23 protein-coding genes are annotated in these 20,762 nt (G+C 62.1%); 13 read left to right on the top strand and 10 right to left on the bottom strand.

Annotation, left to right across the window (positions count from 1 at the left end; all coding sequences use genetic code 11):
- The first annotated feature begins 38 nt into the window (after positions 1 to 38).
- The gene (locus ACGYLY_RS14440; protein WP_395280894.1) at positions 39 to 1,244 is read left to right on the top strand and encodes an MFS transporter; all 1,206 of its coding nucleotides are present in this window, start codon (positions 39 to 41) and stop codon (positions 1,242 to 1,244) included.
- Positions 1,245 to 1,267: 23 nt separating this feature from the next.
- Here the strand turns inward: ACGYLY_RS14440 and ACGYLY_RS14435 are convergent, their stop codons facing one another.
- The 3 genes from ACGYLY_RS14435 to ACGYLY_RS14425 form a co-directional block, all read right to left on the bottom strand.
- Positions 1,268 to 1,480 carry a DUF6684 family protein gene (locus tag ACGYLY_RS14435; protein ID WP_231186965.1) on the bottom strand — a complete coding sequence of 71 codons (213 nt, stop codon included), beginning with the start codon at positions 1,478 to 1,480 and terminating at the stop codon, positions 1,268 to 1,270.
- Positions 1,480 to 3,210: a cytochrome c oxidase subunit I gene (gene ctaD / locus ACGYLY_RS14430; RefSeq protein WP_395284100.1), complete on the bottom strand. Its 1,731-nt coding sequence runs from the start codon at positions 3,208 to 3,210 to the stop codon at positions 1,480 to 1,482. Before ctaD ends, ACGYLY_RS14435 begins: the two co-directional genes overlap by 1 nt.
- 173 nt (positions 3,211 to 3,383) lie before the next feature.
- Positions 3,384 to 4,277, bottom strand: a complete 894-nt coding sequence (locus ACGYLY_RS14425; protein ID WP_395280895.1) for a succinate dehydrogenase/fumarate reductase iron-sulfur subunit — start codon at positions 4,275 to 4,277, stop codon at positions 3,384 to 3,386.
- 158 nt (positions 4,278 to 4,435) lie between these two features.
- On the opposite strand from ACGYLY_RS14425, the gene ACGYLY_RS14420 reads away from it, so the two are divergent.
- The 3 genes from ACGYLY_RS14420 (at position 4,436) to ACGYLY_RS14410 (ending at position 7,648) form a co-directional block, all read left to right on the top strand.
- Positions 4,436 to 5,014 (top strand): hypothetical protein, encoded by a 579-nt coding sequence (locus ACGYLY_RS14420; protein WP_395280897.1) that lies wholly within the window; start codon positions 4,436 to 4,438, stop codon positions 5,012 to 5,014.
- 24 nt (positions 5,015 to 5,038) lie between these two features.
- Positions 5,039 to 6,616, top strand: a complete 1,578-nt coding sequence (locus tag ACGYLY_RS14415) for an acetolactate synthase large subunit (RefSeq protein WP_395280898.1) — start codon at positions 5,039 to 5,041, stop codon at positions 6,614 to 6,616.
- Positions 6,617 to 6,694: 78 nt separating this feature from the next.
- Positions 6,695 to 7,648, top strand: a complete 954-nt coding sequence (locus ACGYLY_RS14410; RefSeq protein ID WP_395280900.1) for a phosphorylase — start codon at positions 6,695 to 6,697, stop codon at positions 7,646 to 7,648.
- Between the two features lie 23 nt (positions 7,649 to 7,671).
- Here the strand turns inward: ACGYLY_RS14410 and ACGYLY_RS14405 are convergent, their stop codons facing one another.
- Both ACGYLY_RS14405 and ACGYLY_RS14400 read right to left on the bottom strand, forming a co-directional pair.
- Positions 7,672 to 8,490, bottom strand: coding sequence for an aldo/keto reductase (locus ACGYLY_RS14405; protein WP_395280901.1), 819 nt, complete (start codon positions 8,488 to 8,490; stop codon positions 7,672 to 7,674).
- Between the two features lie 66 nt (positions 8,491 to 8,556).
- Complete coding sequence (locus tag ACGYLY_RS14400; RefSeq protein WP_395280902.1) at positions 8,557 to 9,384, bottom strand: phosphosulfolactate synthase; 828 nt, start codon at positions 9,382 to 9,384, stop codon at positions 8,557 to 8,559.
- A 161-nt stretch (positions 9,385 to 9,545) separates the two neighbouring features.
- Here ACGYLY_RS14400 and ACGYLY_RS14395 point away from each other — a divergent pair, with 161 nt between their 5' ends.
- A complete protein-coding gene (locus ACGYLY_RS14395) occupies positions 9,546 to 9,989 on the top strand; it encodes a hypothetical protein (protein ID WP_395280904.1) in 444 nt (147 codons plus the stop codon).
- Positions 9,990 to 10,012: 23 nt separating this feature from the next.
- Here the strand turns inward: ACGYLY_RS14395 and ACGYLY_RS14390 are convergent, their stop codons facing one another.
- The 3 genes from ACGYLY_RS14390 to ACGYLY_RS14380 form a co-directional block, all read right to left on the bottom strand.
- Positions 10,013 to 10,297: a hypothetical protein gene (locus ACGYLY_RS14390; RefSeq protein WP_395280905.1), complete on the bottom strand. Its 285-nt coding sequence runs from the start codon at positions 10,295 to 10,297 to the stop codon at positions 10,013 to 10,015.
- 314 nt (positions 10,298 to 10,611) lie between these two features.
- On the bottom strand, positions 10,612 to 10,935 hold the full coding sequence (locus ACGYLY_RS14385) for a hypothetical protein (RefSeq protein WP_395280906.1): 324 nt from the start codon (positions 10,933 to 10,935) through the stop codon (positions 10,612 to 10,614).
- A gap of 368 nt (positions 10,936 to 11,303) precedes the next feature.
- Positions 11,304 to 12,647: an MmgE/PrpD family protein gene (locus ACGYLY_RS14380; protein ID WP_395280908.1), complete on the bottom strand. Its 1,344-nt coding sequence runs from the start codon at positions 12,645 to 12,647 to the stop codon at positions 11,304 to 11,306.
- A 117-nt stretch (positions 12,648 to 12,764) separates the two neighbouring features.
- Here ACGYLY_RS14380 and ACGYLY_RS14375 point away from each other — a divergent pair, with 117 nt between their 5' ends.
- On the top strand, positions 12,765 to 13,220 hold the full coding sequence (locus ACGYLY_RS14375; RefSeq protein ID WP_395280909.1) for a cupin domain-containing protein: 456 nt from the start codon (positions 12,765 to 12,767) through the stop codon (positions 13,218 to 13,220).
- 31 nt (positions 13,221 to 13,251) lie between these two features.
- Here ACGYLY_RS14375 and ACGYLY_RS14370 read toward each other — a convergent pair whose 3' ends face one another.
- Positions 13,252 to 13,644, bottom strand: a complete 393-nt coding sequence (locus ACGYLY_RS14370; RefSeq protein WP_395280910.1) for a MaoC/PaaZ C-terminal domain-containing protein — start codon at positions 13,642 to 13,644, stop codon at positions 13,252 to 13,254.
- Positions 13,645 to 13,731: 87 nt separating this feature from the next.
- On the opposite strand from ACGYLY_RS14370, the gene ACGYLY_RS14365 reads away from it, so the two are divergent.
- From ACGYLY_RS14365 to ACGYLY_RS14340, 6 genes are all read left to right on the top strand, one after another.
- Positions 13,732 to 14,535: an alpha/beta fold hydrolase gene (locus ACGYLY_RS14365; protein WP_395280911.1), complete on the top strand. Its 804-nt coding sequence runs from the start codon at positions 13,732 to 13,734 to the stop codon at positions 14,533 to 14,535.
- Positions 14,528 to 16,165: an AMP-binding protein gene (locus ACGYLY_RS14360; RefSeq protein WP_395280912.1), complete on the top strand. Its 1,638-nt coding sequence runs from the start codon at positions 14,528 to 14,530 to the stop codon at positions 16,163 to 16,165. Before ACGYLY_RS14365 ends, ACGYLY_RS14360 begins: the two co-directional genes overlap by 8 nt.
- 93 nt (positions 16,166 to 16,258) lie before the next feature.
- A complete protein-coding gene (locus ACGYLY_RS14355; RefSeq protein ID WP_395280913.1) occupies positions 16,259 to 16,462 on the top strand; it encodes a hypothetical protein in 204 nt (67 codons plus the stop codon).
- A 125-nt stretch (positions 16,463 to 16,587) separates the two neighbouring features.
- Positions 16,588 to 16,791 carry a hypothetical protein gene (locus tag ACGYLY_RS14350; protein WP_395280914.1) on the top strand — a complete coding sequence of 68 codons (204 nt, stop codon included), beginning with the start codon at positions 16,588 to 16,590 and terminating at the stop codon, positions 16,789 to 16,791.
- A gap of 118 nt (positions 16,792 to 16,909) precedes the next feature.
- On the top strand, positions 16,910 to 17,611 hold the full coding sequence (locus ACGYLY_RS14345; RefSeq protein WP_395280915.1) for a helix-turn-helix domain-containing protein: 702 nt from the start codon (positions 16,910 to 16,912) through the stop codon (positions 17,609 to 17,611).
- Between the two features lie 424 nt (positions 17,612 to 18,035).
- Positions 18,036 to 18,257: a hypothetical protein gene (locus ACGYLY_RS14340; protein WP_395280916.1), complete on the top strand. Its 222-nt coding sequence runs from the start codon at positions 18,036 to 18,038 to the stop codon at positions 18,255 to 18,257.
- Positions 18,258 to 18,346: 89 nt separating this feature from the next.
- Here the strand turns inward: ACGYLY_RS14340 and ACGYLY_RS14335 are convergent, their stop codons facing one another.
- Positions 18,347 to 19,216 (bottom strand): SDR family NAD(P)-dependent oxidoreductase, encoded by an 870-nt coding sequence (locus ACGYLY_RS14335; RefSeq protein WP_395280917.1) that lies wholly within the window; start codon positions 19,214 to 19,216, stop codon positions 18,347 to 18,349.
- A 121-nt stretch (positions 19,217 to 19,337) separates the two neighbouring features.
- Between ACGYLY_RS14335 and ACGYLY_RS14330 the strand changes: the two genes are divergently transcribed.
- On the top strand, positions 19,338 to 20,762 hold the full coding sequence (locus ACGYLY_RS14330; protein WP_395280918.1) for an ABC transporter substrate-binding protein: 1,425 nt from the start codon (positions 19,338 to 19,340) through the stop codon (positions 20,760 to 20,762).

Here is a 20,762-nt window from a genome sequence, read left to right as displayed (position 1 = left end):
GCCCGCTTTTTATCGGTGGCCCGAGGACCATTGCTCGGATGAGAACCCGAGTTCGGAACGGTTTTTCGCGGGTGTCGGAGTACGATGCGCTCCTGCTGACGGCCGCACTCTGGTTTCTCGCGAAGTTCCTTCGTTATGCGCTTCCAGCGCTGTTTCCCACCTTTCGGACCCAATTCGGCGTCTCCAACGCTCTCCTCGGGACGATATTCACGGTCACGATGCTCTGTTATTCGCTCATGCAGTTCCCGAGCGGAGTCCTCGCCGACCGGTACGGCGCGGTGCAAGTCATCGCCGCCGGTGCCGTGATCACCGGTGGAGGCGCGCTTGTTTTGGGAATCGCCGCGCCGTTCACGGTACTCGTCGGTGGAATGTTCCTCGTCGGTCTCGGGACGGGAATCCACAAAACCGTCTCCATCAGGTTGCTGTCGCGGGTATATCCCGCGAGAACGGGGCGAGCGCTCGGCCTGTTCGACACCCTCGGCGCGTTCGGCGGCGTGGCCGCTCCGACCGCCGTCGTCCTCGTGACCGACGCGGGTAACTGGCATCTCCTCTTTCTCGTCGGGACGGTGACGGGGTTCGCGCTCGCAGGCGGCGTCCTCGCGTTCGTGCCGCGACGGACGTCGGACTCCGTGGATATCGACGGCGATGGTTCGGCGAACGCACTCGCGCTTCGACAGTATCTAGCGCTCTTTCGAAGCCGTCGGTTCACGGCGTTCGTCGGCGCGACGGTGTGTTTCAGTTTCGCGTACAACGGCGTCGTCGCGTTTCTTCCGCTCTATCTCACCGAGCACGGCCTGACGGGGTCGAACGCGTCGCTCATTTACAGCGCGCTGTTCGCCGTGAGTCTGGTACAGGTCGTCACCGGCGACCTGTCGGACCGCATCGGACGACTTCCGCTCGCCACCGCCGTCCTCGCCGTCGCGGCGGGTGCGCTCGGAGCGCTCTCAATGGCCGGAACGGCGAGTCCACTCGTGTTCGGCGGTATCGTCGTCTTTTTCGGTGCCGGAAGCCATGGCTTCCGGCCGATTCGTGACTCGTACCTCGCGGCGACGATTCCCGACGACGTGACCGGCGGCGGCCTCGGGTTGGTGCGTACCCTCCTGATGGGTGTCGGCGCACTGGCCCCCGCCATCGTCGGCGTCCTCTCCGATACGGAGGGATTCGCCGCCGCTTTCGAACTCCTCGCCATCGTAATGGCGGGTGCGTCGCTCTTTTCTGTACTCACCGAACTCATCGGGCGGTGAGGCGGGAAACTCCTACGACAGCGCTACCCGACGTACCGCGCTGCGATCCACGTCAATAGCCCGAGCAGGACGAACGGAATGATGGTCAGGAGGTGTGCCATCGCGGAGATCAACGGTTCACCGTGCCACGGCGTCCAGACGAAGGCCAGGACGATGAAGAACAACAGGATGAGCATCGGGACGATGTTCACGACGATGTCGAGCATGGTCTCGCGGTCGAACGGGGAGTACGACATCAGGTATCGCCCCCCGCGTCCTCCGAACCGCCGTCGGTCAGTCCGTCACCGTCGCCGCCGTCGGCGAGCGCGGTTTCGCGTCGCTTCTCGAACCACATCCATTCGGGCGAAAGCATGCCCTCCTCCTCCAACGCCCACGGGTCGCCGCTCTCGACAGTCGGACCTTCGAGCCACGACTGGACGATGTTCCAGACGAAGATGAGCTGGCCCAAACCGATGACGAGCGCCCCGAGGGTCGCGACCTGGTGCCACGTCGTGAACTGCGGAAGGTAGGTCGCGTACCGGCGCGGCATGCCGCCGTAGCCCAAAAAGAGCATGGCGAAGAACGTCACGTTCGTCCCGATCATGGTGAGCCAAAAGTGCCAGTGGGCGAGGGTTTTCTGGTACATCCGTCCGGTGATGATGGGGAACCAGTAGTACACCCCCGCGAACAGCGCGACGGCGATGGCCCCCATCACGAGGAAGTGGAAGTGGCCGACGACGTAGTAGGTGTCGTGGAGCACGAGGTCCACCGGAATCGCGGCCAAGAAGACGCCCGTCACGCCGCCGATGATGAAGTTTTGGATGAATCCGATACTGAACAGCATTGGCGCGGTCAGGCGTATGTTCCCGTTCCACATCGTCGTGATCCAATTGAACGTCTTCACCGCACTCGGAACGGCGATGGCCAGCGACACCGCCATGAAGCTGAGACGGATACGCGGGTCGATGCCCGTGGCGAACATGTGGTGGGCCCAGACGCCGAACGAGAGCACGCCGATGGCCAGCGTCGAGTACACCACGAATTTGAACCCGAACAGCTTCCGCCCCGCGAATCGGGGGAGGATGAGGCTGACGAGTCCCATCGGCGGCAGGACGATGATGTATACCTCCGGGTGGCCGAAGAACCAGAAGAGGTGTTGCCACAGGATCGGGCTTCCACCTCCCTGCGGGGAGAAGAACGTCGTCCCGAAGTTCCGATCCAGCAGGAGCATGATGAGCGCGCTACCGAGCATCGGGAACGCGAACAGGATGAGACCCGCCTGCGTGAGGACCGTCCACGAAAACAGGTCAAGGTTTTCCCACCCGATGTTCGGGCCGCGTTCGGTGAAGATGGTGGCGATGAAGTTTATCGCCGCCATCGTGGTGCTGATGCCCGAAAGGTGGAGTCCGAGAAGCATCAAATCGGTCGCCGGACTCGGTTGCTGGGCCGAAAGGGGCGTGTACATCGTCCAACTCGTCTGTGCGGGCTGGATTCCCGACCCGATAGCCCCGAGCGGGAAGCCGATCCAAATGAGGATTGCGGCGGGCGGCAACAGCCAGAAGGCGATGGCGTTCACGCGGGGGAACGCCATGTCGTCCGCGCCGATGAGCAGCGGAATGAAGTAGTTCGCGAACGCCGCTATCATCGGCGTGGCGAACAGGAACAGCATGCTGATGCCGTGTGTCGTCATCAGGGCGTTGTACGCCTGTGCCTGCAGGAATAGCGTGTCCGGAGAGAGCAGTTCGATTCGCATCAACAGCACGCCGATACCGGCCCACACGAACGCGACCATGGCGAACACGCCGTACAGTATGCCGATGTCCTTGTGGTCGACCGTCGTCAACCACCGGAGAACCCCCGAGGGCTTTTGCTCGTAGACGGTCCGTCGTTCTTCCCCTCGACTCACCCCCCCACCAGTGGGTGTGTACGACCGCCAGTCCTCGACCTGTAGAATGAAGTACAGGACGAGGAGGAGGAACCCACCCATCAGGACGGTGAGCGCCAATGATGTGGTAAGCGCTGCCATCATACAATGGTCGGGAGCGAGGGAGTAATTCGTTTCGGTCGTTTGTCATTATTTGCGGGACGACTCGGGTCCAATCTATAACCTGAATTGTGTACGACGTGAACTGTCCCGCGAAAAGGAAAAGACCCCGCAGGTCACCAGAAAGTGAGGTTTTTCTTCACCGCTTCCCGCTTGAGCTCCTGAATGTGCTGCGTCAACGGGATGTCCTTCGGGCAGACGTTCGTACAGGAGAACTGCGTCTGGCACCGCCAGACGCCGTGTTCTTGGTCCATCTGGTTCAGTCTGTGGTCCGTCACGGATTCGCCCTCGCGTTCGTCCATGGCGAACCGATAGGCCATGTTGATGGCCGCCGGCCCGAGATACTGGTTATCCTCCGCCGCGATGTTACACGAGGACATACACGCGCCGCACCAGATACAGCGCGTGGACATCTTGATTTCCTCCCGATTCTCGCGGCTCTGGCGCTGTTCTTCGAGGTCGTCATCCGGTTTCTCCTCCGTCTGGAAGTACGGTTCGACCGAGTACATCTGGTCGTAGAAGTGTTCCATATCGACCACGAGGTCCTTGACGACGTCCTGATGCGGGAGCGGTTCGACCTGTACCGGACTGTCGAGTTCGGACACCTGCGTCTGGCACCCCAATCGCTGCGACCCGTTGATAAAGAAGGCGTCGCTCCCGCAGATAGCCTGCCGACAGGAGTGACGGAACGTGAGCGTCGTATCGAAGTTGTCGCGGGCGTAGATGAGCGCGTCGAGGACCGTCAACCCTCGCTTGTCGGGAACGTAGAAGTGGTCGAAGCGCGGCTTTTGTTTTTCCGGAACCTCCGGGTCGTAGCGAAACACCTTGAGGTGGATCCGCTCGTCCGGAAACTCCTCGGCCCGCTTCGCTTCCGCTTCCTCCTCGCGTTCGCGTCGCCGCGCTTTGCGCTCCAGTCGGCGCCGTTGTGGCGACGGCTCACCTCCCTCTTCGGCCCGTTCTTCCGCTCCTCGTTCCTCGGACTCCGGTCGCTCCTGTTCCTGTTGACTCATCGGAAACCCCGTTCACCCGTATCACGGGCCGAACGAGGATAAATCCAGTCCTCGGCGTGGACCTTCGTCGAACCGAGAAAACGGTGGGAAAGACGGACATCTCCGCGGAACCGACAAAAGTGGTAACATGTCGCACGACCATCTCGGGGCGACTCCCCATGGAACCGAAACGACACGTACGAGCCCGACGGGACGTCCTCAAACGAGGTGCCTTCGTCGCCGCGGGGGTCGCCTTTGGCGCGCCATCGCTCGCCGGAGCAGCGAGCGCACGGAACGGTGCGCAGGAGTGTTGTAAGACCTGCTGGATGGACGTGAAACCCGGCTGCTGCCCGAACACGATACACGCACGGACGAACCGACTCGTCACCGTCTACGTCGGATGGCCGAACGTGAAACCCGAGAGCATCCGATTGGTGCCGTCGTCGGTCCCACCCATGTTCGAAACGCGGAACTGCCAGAAGTACCGAAACCCGAAATGGAGGGGCGTCTCCTGTGGCGACATCGACGACCTGCTTTCGGAAGCGGACGGGCGATCCGCACGACCGTGTCGGGTGAACGTCAGGAACGTCGACGGCGACGACGACGGGGACACCGTGCTCAAGGTCTGTAGCTGTGACCTGGAACTGTGTTCCACCGACCGAACCCTACTCCTCGAAGCAGAGACGGGAAGCGGGTGCCGACTGCTCGCCATGGACAGCGTGACGCCGGTGGGCTGTGGAACCGCCAACAAACACTAATCGTTCTTCCTCGTATTTCGACCGATGAAAGCATCCGACTTACTGGTGGACTGTCTGGAACAAGAAGGGGTGGAGTACGTGTTCGGTCTGCCGGGCGAGGAACTGGGCGACGTGCTGTTCTCCCTCCGCGATTCGGGCATCGAGTTCATCCCCGTCCGACACGAGCAGGGCGCGGCGTTCATGGCCGACGTTCACGGGCGCGTGACCGGACGGGCAGGCGTCTGTCTCTCGACGCTCGGACCCGGCGCGACGAACCTTCTAACGGGGGTTGCGGACGCCCACGTGGACAAGAGCCCCGTCGTCGCCATCACCGGACAGGCGGGTCTGGAACGACAGCACAAGGAGAGCCACCAACTCCTCGACGTCCTCCACACCTTTCGGTCGGTAACGAAGTGGAACACGCAGATGACCGACCCCGAGACCATCAACGAGTCGGTCCGCAAGGCGTTCAAACTCGCGGAGTACGAGAAACCCGGCGCGACACACCTCGAATTCCCGGAGGACGTCGCGGCGGAAGAGACGAGTGCGAAGCCGCTCCAGTCCACCCGACGAATCAGGCGACCCGACCCGGACGAACGGTCGGTCGAACACGCAACTGAACTCCTTCAAGCGGCGGATAGACCGCTCGTAATCGCCGGGAACGGCGCGGTTCGGGAACGGGCGGCCGAAAGCCTCCGCGAGTTCGTCTCCGAGACCGCGGTTCCGGTCGTCGGAACCTACATGGGCAAGGGGGCGCTCTCGGACGCCGACAAACACTCGCTGTTCACGCTCGACTCGGGCGAAAACGGGGAAGCCGCGGACGCCATCGCGCAGGCGGACTGCGTACTGACGCTCGGGTACGACATCGCGGAACACGACCCGGAAAAGTGGAACCCCGACCGCGACAAGGACATCGTCCACCTCGATTCGGAACCCGCCGAAGTGTACGAACATTACAACCCGAACGTGGAGCTCGTCTGTGACATCTCCGCCGGACTCAATGCGCTCCGGACGCGACTGGACGTGGCCTGCCCCGCCGGATGGTACCGCGACCAGCGCGAGGCCATCGCGGAGCAAACGGCGCGATTCCCCGAAGCGGACGACCCGACCACGGTGAAAAGCGTCCTCCCGTTCCTCCGGGAGGCGATGGCCGACGACGACGTCCTCGTCTCCGACGTGGGCAGTCACAAGATGGCCATCGCGCGGAACTTTCCGACGTACGAACCCAACACGGTCATCATCTCGAACGGGTTGGCGAGCATGGGAATCGGCGTTCCGGGGGGCCTCGCCGCCGACCTCGCCGTCGATTCCAACGTCGTCGTCGCCACCGGAGACGGCGGATTCCTGATGAACGCGGCCGAAATCGACACCGCGACCCGACTCGGCTGTGAGTACACCATCATCGTCTTCAACGACGACGAGTACAGACTCATCACCGAGGAGCAGGAGCAGGAGTTCGGCGAACACTTCGGGACCGGCCTGACGAACCCCGACTTCGTGACGTTCGCCGAAAGCTTCGGCATCGACGCCGTGCGGGCCGAGACGTGGGACGAAATCGACGCCGCACTGGCCAATGCAATCGAAAGCGACGGCATGACACTGGTCGAGATTCCGGTGCAGTAGGGACGACCGCGCCGAAATCGTGTCGACGGGTGCCCCGACCGAAATCACCTATACGAACGCCGCCGAACCGGTTCTCAAATGACGGATGCGACGGAGCCGATAGCCCTCGACGTCCTCCTGCTTCCGGCCTTTGCGGCGGACGATTTCGACTTCACGAAGGATTTGCCCGACGAGTTCGAACTGTGGCGCGAAAGCTACGAGTTCGAGGAGTCGGTGTCGATTCCGGGCGCGAACATGCCCCTCTATTACACCGACGACGGAATCGGAATCACGTCCACGGGGATGGGGAAGGCGGACGCCGCTGCCACCGTGACGGCCATCCTCGCCTCGCCGAAAATCGACTCCTCGGAGGCGTACTTCGTTACGGTCGGCGTCGCGGGGTCACCGCCGGACGTTGGGACGCTCGGGTCGGTGTTCCTCGCGGACGACATCGTCGATTGGGATCGGAAACACCGCTGGTCGGAACGCGACGGGAAGCAGGAGGAAGAAAGGGGACAGGGAAAAGGGAAACGGGAGAAAGGAAAACGTGAGATGCCGCTCGAACTGCTCTCCTATCGCCCCTACGATTACGTCTATCACCTGAACGGGGAACTCGTGGCGGACGCTCGCCGCGCCGGAGAATCGGTCGAACTCCTCGATTCGCCGGGAACGGAGGCGTACCGAAACCGCTATTCGCAGGTTGCGGCGCGGAAGAAACCAAGCGTCGAGGTGGGAACGACGCTCTGTGGCGACGAGTTCTGGCACGGAGAAACGGTCGCCGAACAGGCCCAGTGGCTCGTGGACCGGTACGACGCCGGGACCTACGCGACGACCGAAATGGAGGAGATGGGAACCGCAACCGCGCTCGACCGGTTCGGACTGCTGGACAGGTATCTAAGCGTGCGCGGCGTCGTCAACTTCGACAGACCCTACGAGGGGCAGTCGATTCGAGAGAGCCTCGACGACGGCGTGCAAGCCGAAACGTTCGACGTCACGCTTGAGAACGTTCGCCGCGTCGGTTCGGCCATCGTGGAGGAACTGCGTGATGGTTGAAATGAAACCGGAAAATCGGCCGTCTACCGACCCAACCGACCGCGAAGCATCGACATTCCCGTTCGGAGACGCGACGGGCGTCCCACGAGGGCCATCTCGGTTTCCGACAGTTCGAAGTCGAAGATTTCGAGGTTCTGCGTCAGGTGCTCCGCGCTCGTGGACTTCGGAATCGTCACCACGTCGTCCTGTTGTGTCACCCACCGAAGCGCGACCTGCGCCGGGGATTTGTCGTACTTGTTCCCGAGTTCGGTGAGGATGTGGTCGCGCATGGCCCCGCCGTGGGCCAAGGGACTGTAGGCCGTCAACAGCACGTCGTTTCGCCGGCAGTAGTCGAGCACTTCCTCCTGCGGGTTGAACGGGTGGAACTGCACTTGGTCGGTGAACACGTCCACCGTCGCCTCCCTCCGTGCCGTCTCCAACTGCTCCGCGTCGAAGTTGCTCACGCCGATGTGGCGCGCCAACCCATCCGTCTGCATGTCCGAGAGCGTCCGCATCACCTCGCCCGTCGACGCGAGCGGGTTCGGCCAGTGGATGAGGAGCAAATCGACGTAGTCGGTGCCCAACTGCGCCAGGCTCTCGTGGACGGAGTTGACGATATCGACGCGTTTGCGGTGCATCGGCCACACCTTCGTCGTCAGAAAGACCTCCTCGCGGTCCACGTCGGAGTGTTGAATTGCTTGACCGACCTGTCGTTCGTTGCCGTACGCCTGTGCGGTGTCGATGTGTCGATAGCCGAGGTCGAGTGCGGTTTCCACCGCGTCACGGCAGGTCGCACCCTCCATTCGCCACGTCCCGAGGCCGATTTTCGGAATCTCTTCCCCCTGAATCGTCTCGTACTCCATATCCTTCGTGTCGGGATGCGGCGGTAAATATCGACTGGCGGACTGGTGAGGTACCGGACGGGCGGCCTATCCGTCCTCGTTGTACGACACCACGCGACCCCACGAACTCTTCTTCCCCCACAGACCCGAACGCATGCACTCCAACTCCACGATCTGGGAGTTGTCCACGAACAGGTTCACGTCCGGTCCGAAGTTCTTGATGTACCACTCGAACACCTGCGGGTCCGCGGCCTCGAACACGCAGTTCTCGATGCCGACCTCGTTCGCGATTTCGAAGGCCACGTCGGTCCGCCAGTCGCGGACGCGCTCCGTGATGCCCTCGGATTCGACCATGATCTTGTACGCCCCGGCGTCGAGGTGGCGCTCCGCCTCCCGAATCGCGCTCGCGGGGTCGATGGCCGCCTCGCTCTCCAACTCCTCGACGGAGGATGCCCCGCCAGCGCCGAACTGGACGTTGATTTCCGGCTTGGCCTTCAGGCCGTGGTCCTGAACGAGTTGGGTCAGTTCCACGAGGTCGTCGGTGTCGATGGCGATGAACCCCGACGATATTTCCACGATGTCGAAACCGAGGTTTCCGGCCTCCTCGATGTACCGCTCCACCTCGTCGTTGTCGCGGACGAGGACGTTCTCGATGAAACCACCCGTCGAGACCTGAACGTCGTGGTCGTGGCAGATGGAGATGAGGTCCTCCACCACGTCTTCGGGCATCAGGGCGAACGACCCGCCCGAGAACTTGTAGATGTCCACGTATTCGCCCATTGTTTCGAGGATGTCCTGCAGTTCGCGCGGCCCCATCGGGTCGTAGTACGGTCCGCGCATCTCGGTGATTCCCTTGTCGCGCGGTTTCGATTCGCGTTCGTTGACGTGCAGAAAGTCGAATGCTCTGTCGGTCATGAAAACCCCCTACGGGTACGACGAACAGATACAAAAGGAGTTGGGCGTCGGGGTATGACAGTTCGCCAATAGAAGATGCGTTCGCCAAACGTTGATGAAGAGTGGTTGGAAAACATATGTGTATGGACTCGCCGTCATCCCTCGCGTCGGAGATTAGATCGATGAGCTTCGACGATATCTTCCTGCTCACGACGATGGCGGTGGTCGCCGTCTCGTTCATCGGACCGGAATCGTACCTCGGAATCGACGACGGGACGATTGCGTGGGGACTGACCCTGCTGGGGATGGCGTGGGCGTTCTCCCGCGGGCGAGTCGCGTACTCGCCGATGACGTTCGGGACGAAACACCGCACGGACACGTATTCCATCGAAACGGGCGAGCAAATCCGCTGTGACTGCTGCGGAAAACCGGCAGAGAACGGTCGACGACGGCGATACGCGAAACAACAGGTGGCGTTCGGCATCCCGCTCAGAACGCTCGACTGGGGCGAGAACGCCTACTGCCGGGACTGTCTGTCGCCCGAATCGGATACCGAATTCGAACCAAGCGCGAACTCGGGAAAAGACCGCAATCGCACGATAGAACTCGAACACGAAAGCCCCTGAATGGGTCGTTCAACCCCGGTTCGCTACAGCGGAACCCACGGTGGTTCGCCGACGTGGTCTATCTGTTCGCCTTCCGGGAATCGAACGAAGTCGTTTCCGTGACAGCCAGCGCCGTACCGCTGGAGATGCCACGAAACGTCGTGTGGTTCAGTAGCATCGGTAGGACACGCGGCGGTCCTCGTGTCTCCGATTCGCGTGTCGGTCGCGCTCGACGTTCCGCCCGCGAAGCCGCCGAACACGCTGAGCGAGAGGACGAGAAGAACGCCCACGGTCGTTCGAAGGTGCGACGACGAGGGTCGAATACTCATGGCTGGTCGGAAACGGTGACGAGCCCCTCGTTCTTTGTTATTCGGCCGCCCGTGGTGGGATAACGACGGTTATACGGCACCTTCGATGAACGTTCGGAGACGAGTCGCGTCCCTCTGAAACAGGTCAATAACGGCGATTGAACGGGGTAGTTCCGGTGTCAGAACGGGTTTCGGTTTCTGCACCAGTTCACGGCGTTCGAACGTAGCAAAACACGCGTCGAGCGTGGCGTTGTCACTCGTCGTCGAATACGGAAAAAATCGAATCTGAATGATTCGAGGGATAACCCTCTAAGCGCGAAGGCCGACGTGCGTCGTCAGTCTTCTTGCTCTTGCTCGTTGAAGTTCTGGGCGTTGGACCAAGCAGCCTGAGCGTTCTTGTTTTCTTGATCGCTGTACTGGACGGCGTACGCGTCGCCGGATCCGGCTTCGCCACCCTTCCAGGCCGCCGAGGCCGAGACCGCGTAGTTGTCATCCTGGTGGTTGGCGTTGCCCTGAGCGACGTACTGGTCCTGGTTCACGCCGGACCACGCGTGCTGTTCGCTGTACTGTACGTTGGTGTCGCCACCGTCACGGTGATGGCGGTCTGCGGCTGCGTTTCCGGCGAAGCCCATCACGAAGAGACTGGCGACCAGACTCATTGCGATGAGAACTCTGAATCCTTTTTTCATTGTATCTACCTGGACGACACCGACACGTCGTCGTGTGTTCATCGTCCACTTTCTCGTGTCGCCGCAACTGTATTTCAATGGAGGGGACCGTTCTATCGACCCCATCGACCGGTACTCGACGGATATCCCCTCCGACGGAGGATAAGCACGACAAGCCGCTCAGAGCGTACGAATTCAGGCCTTTCAGTCCGAATCTGTTGGTCGAGCTTACCGAATAAAGCACGGCCGACCAACCGGAATATGTCCCCGATATATCGGTACGATTGGGCTGTCAGTCGAGTTATATGGTATCCATTGTCACCATACCCACGGAGTAGTGGATGACTGATACATCACCGTCAGTCGAGTAATCGAACGATGTCGGTAACGTCGCGGTTTTCGAGTCCGCGTACCGCTTCGATGATGTCCTCCTGTCTCCTCTCGTCGTATCGTCGGTCGGTCATCCGCTCGAACTTCGATTCGACCTGCCCCCACGACATGGAGTTGTTCGGATGACCCGCGAAGTGGTCCTTCTCGACGTGGTACGTCGTGCCGTCGTCCATCACGACGTCGATGGTGGCGGGCATCTCGCCCGCCTCGAAACGCTCCGTGAGTTCCTCGTCCTCCTCCACTTCGACGGTTCGGAGGAGTTCCTGCACGTCGTCCTGCCGGATTCGGTCCGGATCGTACTGTGCGTTCGTCATCTCGCGGTCGATGAGCGAGACGGCGAGCATGTACGGCAGGGAGTGGTCGGCCTGCGCCTTCGTCTCCACCTCGTAGCGCGACCCTTCACCGCCGCCGATGATGAGTTTCGCGCCCGCGAACGTGTCGAGGTGAATCGAGTCCACGCGGTCGGGGTCGATGTCCTCGCGCTCCGCCAACTCGATGATGCCTTCGACGGCCGACTGGGCGTACGTCTCGGCGACGTACCGCTTCGTCATCACGTCGTGAACGCGCTCTCCGGGCGACAGGTCGACGTCGAACTCGCCGGAGACGATCTGTTTCCACCCCTTTTGTCCCTCGAACAGGTTCTTCGGCCCCTCGACGCCGTTCTTCGCCAGCATCGCCGAGTAGACGGCGTTCCGGGCGGCGTTCGCGGACGCCAACCCTTTCCACTCCGAAATTCCCTCCGTCCGGGTCACTCGCAGGGCGTTGTGCGCGGTTCCCGCGATGCCGATGGCCGAACGCGTCTCCTCGCGGTCCAAGCCGAGGAGTTTCGACGCGCCCGCCGTCGCCGAGATGACGGTGTGGGTGACGTGGTCCCATCCCCTGTCCCGAACCGGCACGTTCCACGCCAGTTCCGCCTGCACTTCGTACGCGATGGCGATGGCCGTGAGGAGGTCCTTCCCCGTGCTGTCTTCGTACTCCCCGCAGACGATTGCGGCGGCGATGTTGTCGCTCGGATGCGGCGTCTCGCCGGGCGCGAGAAACGAATCCATGTAGTCGAGATAGCGGACGTAGGCCGTGTTCAGCATGGTCGCGTCCGGCGGTGAGGCGCTGCCGCCGCCCCACAGGGTGCAGTCCCCGTCGCCCATCTCCTCGACTGTCCCCCGCACCGCTTCGGCCGGTTCTTCGCCCATGGCACCGACGGCGATTCCGAGCGAATCGAGCACCCGCTTTTCGAGTTCGTCCACCGTGTCCTCCGAGAGGTCGTCGTAGGTCGTTTCCGCGACGAACTCCGCGAGTTCTGCTGTGGTCGTCATGGATCATGTGGGCAACGGGAACGGGTAAAAGTACAGCGGGTGATGCGGGCCGGAGGTCCGGTGGCACTTTCGGGGCGCGGGAAAGCGCTTATCGACACCTCCGCGAATGTACACGGGATGAAAAGGGTCGCGATCGAGAAGTCCGACGGGAGCGCTCGCGTATTTCAACCGCTGGCAGGGGACCTGGGGACGGACGGCCTCGCCATCAACTACTTCGAACGTGCCCCCGGCGAGCACATCGGTGACTGCTATCATCGCCACCTCGAACAGGAAGAGGTATTCTACGTCCTCTCGGGAACGGCGACGTTCGAGACCGAGGACGGGGATGTCGAAGTCGGCACGGGGGAACTGATTCGGTTTGCACCGGGCGAGTGGCAACAGGGGAGGAACGGTGGGGACGACCGACTCGTCGTCCTCGCGCTCGGTGCCCCACGCGACGACGAACCGATGGACCTCCGCCGAACCTGCCCGTCGTGTGAGGTGCGGACGCCAGCAGTCCCTGAAGAGGGGAACGGCGAAGTCGTGTTCTACTGTGAGGTTTGCGGCGGAGAAACCGGACGGTACGCCTGGTGAGCCTATTCGTGCTGCAACGACGGAACCGCACTTATTCGTGCGGCAACGATAGAACCGTCGTCTCGCCGGAGAGGACTTCCCGGTCGGTTTCCGCGCGAACTTCGACCGCGAGACGGTCGTCTCCTAAATCGTCGGTTACGGTCGCCGTCGCGCTGACCGTCTCGCCCGGTCGGACGGGATTCTCGAACTCCAAATTCTGGGAGAGATAGACGATGTCGCCGGGGAGCGCCGCGAGGGCGGCGCTGACGACACTGGCCGTGAGCGCGCCGTGGGCGACGCGGCCGCCGAACAGGCCGTCCTCGGCGTAGTCGGCGTCCACGTGAAGCGGGTTGTCGTCGCCGGTGAGCGCCGCGAACTCGTCGATTCGTTCCTGTGTCAGTTCCAACGTGGCCGTTTCTTCGTCCCCGACGGATGCGACGGGCATACGCGAACTCGGTTCGCGGCCGGAATGAATCTCCGGGTTAACATGTGAAACAGGGGGTTGATTACTCGTTCATCCGTCGCCATAGGCATGCCATTTATCGACACCGACGGCGTCTCGCTCTACTACGAGGAGCACGGCCCGGCGGACGCCGACACCGTCGTTTTCGTGGAAGGACTCGGCTACGGGCGGTGGATGTGGCGCTGGCAACGCGAGGCGTTTTCGGAGGACCATCGCGTCGTTCTGTGGGACAACCGGGGAGCGGGGAAATCCGACGCACCGGACGGCCCGTACAGCATCGAGGAGATGGCGAGCGACCTCGAATCCGTTCTGGCCGCCGTCGGGGTGGAATCAGCACACGTCGTGGGGGCGAGCATGGGAGGAATGATAGCCCAACGGTACGCGCTCGATTACGACCGGGCGGAAACCCTCTCCCTTCTCTGTACGACGCCCGGCGGTGAGAACGCGGTCCCGACACCGCCCGAAACGCAGGAGCGGATGTTCGACGTCCCCGCCGAGTACGACGAACGCGAGGCGATTCGCTACAAGATGGCACCCGCGATGAGCGAGGCGTTCGCCGAGGAACGCGACGACCTCGTTTCCGACGTCGTGGACCGGCGGCTAGCCGAAGATGCGTCCGACGAAGCCAGACGGGCACAGGCGGCCGGCGTGATGAACTTCGACGCCAGCGACCGATTAGGAGAACTCACGCTGCCGACCCTCATCGCACACGGGACCGCGGACCGCGTGCTTCCGGTGGGGAACGCGGAGCTACTCGCCGACTTGCTTTCGCACGCCGAACTCGAACGCTTCGACGGCGGGTCGCACCTCTTTTTCATCGAGGAGTCCGAGGCGGTGAACGAACGACTGCGCACCTTCCTCCACGATGCCTGAACACCCGACGCGACCGTACGAGTGGGTCGGCGCGTGGAGCGAAAAACGTGCACGACTATCGCCCGACGCGGTGGGGTTGGTGGATGCCACCACGGGCGAGCACTACACCTACCGCGAACTGAACCGGCGGGCGAACCGCACCGCTCGACTGCTGTTCGAATATGGAGTTTCGGACGGGGAGCGCGTCGCCGTTCTCTCCCGGAACCGACCCGAATTTATCGACTGCTTTTTCGCTACCGGGAAGACCGGCGGCGTGCTCGCGCCGCTCTCACACCGCCTCGCGGCGGACGAACTGGTGCGGATGCTGAACGACGTCGAACCGGAACTACTCGTCGTGGAAGAACCCTTCACAGACCTCGCCGCCGACGTGTTCTCGCACGACGCCCGCGAGTTCGACACGGCAGTTCTCACGTTTGGCGCGGGCGATTCGAACTCGCCGAGCGAGTCCGAATCGAGGAATCGAGAACGGCAGTCGTGGAAAACGGCTCTCCCGGCGGACGACTCACCGGTCGAAACCGCGACCGTTTCCATGGATGACCCGCATCTCTTCCTGCACACGGGCGGTTCGACGGGCGTGCCGAAGGAGACGGTCATCACGCACGGGTCGATTCTGTGGAACTCCTTCAACACGATTACGGCGTGGGGGTTGCGCCCGGAGGACGTGACGCCGATGGTGTTCCCGCTGTTTCACACTGGTGGGTGGAACGTCCTCACGGTTCCGCTCTTTCACATCGGGGCGCGGGTGGTCATCGCGCGCGAGTTCGACGCCGAGTCGGTCCTCCGAATCCTCGAATCGGAAGGCACAACAGTCCTCGTGGCGGTTCCCGCGGTCCTACGGATGATGTGTCGCCACGAGGAGTGGGACGGCACCGACCTCTCGACGCTCCGCTTCGCCAAGAGCGGCGGCGGGCCGTGCCGAAACGCCGTGATGGAGGCGTGGTGGGACCGCGGCGTCGAACTCTCGCAGGGCTACGGCCTCACCGAGTGCGGGCCGAACAACTTCACCCTGCCGGACGGGTGGTCACACGAGAAGTCCGACAGCGTGGGCGTCCCCGCGATGCACGTCGATGCCCGCGTCGTGGACGATTCGGGCGAACCGCTTCCGACGGACGAAATCGGTGAACTCGAACTCGCCTCGCCCCACGCCGCGGACCGCTACTGGAGGAATCCGGAGGAGAGCGCCGAGACGTTCGGTCTCTCCGTGAGCGAAGCAGGGGGCGACCCGGAAGGCGAGCAACGCGAATCTTCCGGCGGGTGGGTGTCCACGGGTGACCTCGCGCGCACGGACGACGACGGCTACGTCTACATCGAAGGGCGCAAGAAGAACATGTACGTCAGCGGCGGCGAGAACGTCTACCCCACGGAAGTCGAGAACGTCATCGCAGACCATCCGAAGGTCGGGGAAGTCGTCGTCGTCGGAGCCCCCGACGAGAGGTGGGGACAGGTCGGGAAGGCGGTAGTGGAGGGCGACGAGTCGCTGACGCTTTCGGATTTGGAGGAATTTTTGGACGGAAAACTCGCGCGGTTCAAGCGCCCGCGTCACCTCGCGTTCGTGAACGAGATGCCCACGTCGGGACCGTCGAAAATCGACCGAGGTGCGGTGAAAGCGAAGTTCAGGGATGAAGATTGATAGTCGGGGTTGTCCGCTATACGCGAAGGTTCACGCCGTTCGGGATTCGAATGCACCGAAACCGATTAGCTGGTTGAAATTAATGAAAACGGTATGAGGAAAATACGCCCGGAAAATCCGTCGGTTTTCATACCGGGAATGGTCGTCCTCAGTGCGGTGGTGTGGGTGATTATAGGGGTCCTTCTCTTCGGTGAACGCCCGGCCGATCAAGCGGTGTCCGGTGCGGGGTGCGGATTCTTTCTGTCCCTCATCTACATTTTCGACCATTGGCGGAAACGTCGGCGGGACGACGCGTGATTCGGGTCAGTTTCCGTCGAGTGTCAGCATACGACCTTTCGAACGGACGACTCGACGGCGACGAGAGGGACGGTGAACGCCGATATTTCCAATACGCATATGTCGGTGGAAAACTGATTTTGGGTATGGATATCCTCAGCCTCGAAAATCCATGGGTGTACTCGGCCATCATGGTAGTGATTTGGGTGGTGATATGGGCTGTGCTCGGTGTGTTCGTCTTCGATGAGGCACTGGCTGCCACCGCAATCACGGGTGCCTTCGGCGGACTGGCGTTCGCACTCGTCTTTCAGTATCTGCGACGGAACGAGGAGAACGCGACTGGTCCCTGACTGCCAGCGTCACCGCCTTTTCCCCTTCCTTCGATGGGAGAAATCAGCCAACAGCGAGCGATAAGGAAACTATTTTAACTCGTCTTCCGTATGTTCCGCGGTAACAGGGCGAACGATAATGATAGACCTCACGATGGACATGGAGCAGTACGACTGCCCGTTCATCGACACCTCCGACGACTACGGCGTCGCGTACTCGGCCGTTCACTGGGATTTCGACCGGGCGAGGGAGGAGTTGGACACGAGGCTGGTCGTCGAGGGTGACGACCGAACAGAACTCGAAGGTGGTCTACGGGCGCTCCGCGAACACGACAACATGCACGACTGCTCGCTCCTCTCGAAGCGGGACAACGTCGCACACATCCGCACCACAATCGGGCAGACGGAGGCGATGGAGGCCATTCGCAACCACGACGGCTACATCACCGGGCCGTTCTACATCGAGGACGGCCACGAACTCTGGCACGTCGGCTTCGACCACGAGGACGTCGCGGAGGGCGCGCTCTCGGAACTCGAATGGAACAACGAGTTCGACGTGGTGTCGCGCGAGACGCCCGACCTGCCCGACCTCCAGAACCTCGTGCAGAACGCGGGGGCCGCGATGACGCTCATCGACGGCTGTCGGGACCTCTCGGATGTGGAGCGAGAAACGCTCGAACACGCCGTCAGGGACGGCTACTTCCAAAGCCCGCGCTCGGCCACTCTCGGAACGTTGGCCGACGAGTTCGGCGTCTCGAAACCCGCCGTTTCGAAGAACCTCCGGCGCGGCCAGCGGAAGATGATTCAGCGCGTCGTGGACGCGCTGGAGCTGCTGGACTGACTTCTGCTTCTGTTCGTCCACCGGGCAAACCGCCGGTCGATCCACGGCCACGTGCGTTCCTCGGGAACCATCCTCCGACGACACCAACGTCGGGCCGCCCCTTCGACTCCCACGATTCCGACTGACGGAACCGAAGCAATGGGTCGCGTTAGATACGCCGTAACGAGAGTCCCGACCACGTCATCGGCAGAAAGTAACGAGGGAATAACCGAATCAGATAGTGTCTGATTCCGTGAACGGACAACGGCCGTAAATGACGACGACGCCTCACTCGGAGGGACGGGCGCGAAGCATGGCGCAAACTGACGGTTTGTGCTATCTCGGTCCCCATCCGAACCTGCCTCGTCAGGTTCGGACGTTCGACCCAACGCGGACGGGGAAGGCGACACCCGAGCTAACGAAACAATCGGAGGAATACAGAGATATGGCAACCGAAGAAACCGAACAGAGAACGACTACCGAAGAACAGGAAGACAACCGGTCGTTGTTCGTCAGATTCGCCGAGGAGTACGCCGAAGAGGAGTTGGCGATAATCCTGATCGCTGCCGGCGTCGTCATGATGGTCGTTCCGCCGTTCCAACCGGTCGGAATCGCGTCGATATTCCTCGGCTTGGCGGTGTGGTTCTCGGACTGGCTGTGGGGCTAAGCGGAACGAACGCCGAGAACCGACCCGGAGAACCGTCCGATGAATGTGCGGCTCGGTTTTTGTGATTTGCCTGTCGGTGACGAGAGCGTTCAGTCGTAGGTGAGCGTCATGCCGCCGTCGAACAGCAGGTCGCCGCCGTTCAGATGGTTCGCGTGTTTGGAGAAACCGAAGACGAACAGGTTCGCCACGTCCTGCGGCGTCATCATCTCCTTCGTACGCGACTGTCCGAGCATCACGTCCTCGACGACTTCGTCGACCGAGATACCCCGCTGTTCGGCGGTATCGGGAATCTGGTTCGTCACGAGCGGCGTTTTCACGTACCCCGTGCTGACCGAGAAGGCCCGAACGTCGCCGTCGCCCTCCGCCGCGATCGACTGCGTGAGGCCGCGTAGGCCGAACTTCGAGACGTTGTAGGCGACCTTATCCGAAGTCGTGTAGTGACCGTGAACGGACGCCATGTTGCCGATACAGCCCGTTCCGTCGTCGCTCGCCCGCATGTGGGGAAGGCAGGCTTTCGCCAATAGGAACGGCGCGCGGACCATCACATCGTGGAGCAGGTCGAACTGCTCGGCCGGGAACTCGTCCACGGGGTCGATGTGCTGGAGTCCGGCGACATTGACGAGGTATTTCACCGTGCCCGCATCCGCCGCTTGCGAGACGATCCAATTTATCTCGTCCTCGTCCGTGAGGTCTGCCGCGACCGTTTCGACGTTCTCGGCGAGTCCCAACACCTCGGCGCGGTCGATCGTCTCGGCGAGTCCCTCCTCGTCCACGTCCGTCCCGATCACCGTGAGGTCGTTCGCGGCGAGCGCGAACGTCGTCGCTCGCCCGATACCCGAGGCCGCACCCGTGACGCATGCCACGTTTTCGGGCCGGAAGTGATCGTCCTCGACGAGCAGTACCTCATCCGGGTCGAACGTCGGCGGCGTTATCGCGTCGTCTGCCGCATCGTCTGCCATAATCCAAATCCGAGCGGTAGCGAGGAAAAATCCCCGGTTGATATGTGAACCGCTCGGTTTGGGATCCGTTAACATGTTAACCCAGCAGTATTTGCCGCTCGTAACTCCCGGTATAGGTGGTATGACGAACTGGAGACTGACGCGGCGCAACGTCCTCACGTCGGCGGGAGCGGTCGGCGTGGCCGGACTGGCCGGATGTACGGGTGGCAGAACCGATGGCACAAACGATACAACGGGCGACACGAATTCGAAGAACGACAATGGAACGGGCGGCATGACGAAGACGACGAAGAACGTATCGGGCACGGTCAAAATCGGCGTCCTGCAACCGATTTCGGGGAGTCTCAAATACTACGGGCAACAGAGCCTGTGGGGCTTCCTTTCGGGATTAGCGTACAAGGCCGACGCCGAACCGAAGACGGGCGTCAAGAGCGGAAAGACGGTCGTCTCGGTCGGTGACACGGACTTCGAACTGTACGTCCGGGACACCGGGTTCTCCCAGAGCAAGGCCAAGAAACTGGCGACGAATCTCGTGACGGATCAAAAGGTCGATATGCTCTTCGGCTGTGCGTCGTCGTCCTCGGCGACGACGGTCATCAAGACGGTGGCCAAGACGAGCGGCGTGCCGTACGTTGCCGGACCGGCCGCCTCGGCGTCCATCACCTCGGACGGCGAGACGTGCAACGACCTCGTGTTCCGCGCGAGCGAGAACACGGCGATGGACGCCCGGAGCGGCGGGAAATACGTCGCCAAGGAAACCGACGTGAAGAAGGTGTACCTGTTCGGGGCCGACTACAGTTTCGGCAAGGCCGTCGTGAACAACTACGAGCAGGTGCTCGAGGACGAAGGCGTCGAAATCGTCGGCAAGAAGTTCGTTCCGCAGGAACACTCGGAGTGGAAGGGACTGCTCGACAAGGCACAGGGAGCGGACGCACAGGGCATCGTCGGCGGATTCACCGTCGCCACCCTCCCGAACCTGTTCACCGAGTACCTCTCCGGCGACTACGACTACCGCGTCTTCGGCGGGCTTGCGACCCGAATCACGAACAAGGTCGTCGGCCAGACGATGCGGAAGGTCCTCGGCAAACCGCTGACGAAGGAGAAAATCGAGAACGCGAAACTCGGGCCGTTCACGACCCGTTATCACTGGAACCAGTACGACAACGACATCAACTCCTCGTTCGTTGATTCGTACACCAAGGCCTACGGCGTGGTGCCGGACCTGTTCACCTCGGGAACCTTCACCGCCGCGTCGGCCATCGTGCAGGGCGTCCACCAAAGCGGTTCCACCGAGGGAACCGACATCGCGGAAGCCATGCGGGGAATGGCGGTCAAAGACACGCCCAAAGGCGAAGACGGCTACGTCTTCCAGAAGTACAACAATCAGGCCCGGTCGGCGATGACCGTCGCCAACCTCGTCCCGACGACGGACGAGTGGGCAGATAGCTGGGACGCCGCCGTCATGCCCGGTACGCCGCTCTCCACCATCGAGGGGGAGCAGGCGACCATTCCGAAGGATGCCGCCGGAATGTCCTGTTCGCTCTAA

It is taken from the genome of Haladaptatus sp. CMAA 1909, assembly GCF_043952005.1.
Lineage (GTDB): Archaea > Halobacteriota > Halobacteria > Halobacteriales > Haladaptataceae > Haladaptatus.
The sequence above is the reverse complement of the archived record's forward strand: the minus strand, read 5'-3'. Positions and strand labels throughout refer to the sequence as shown.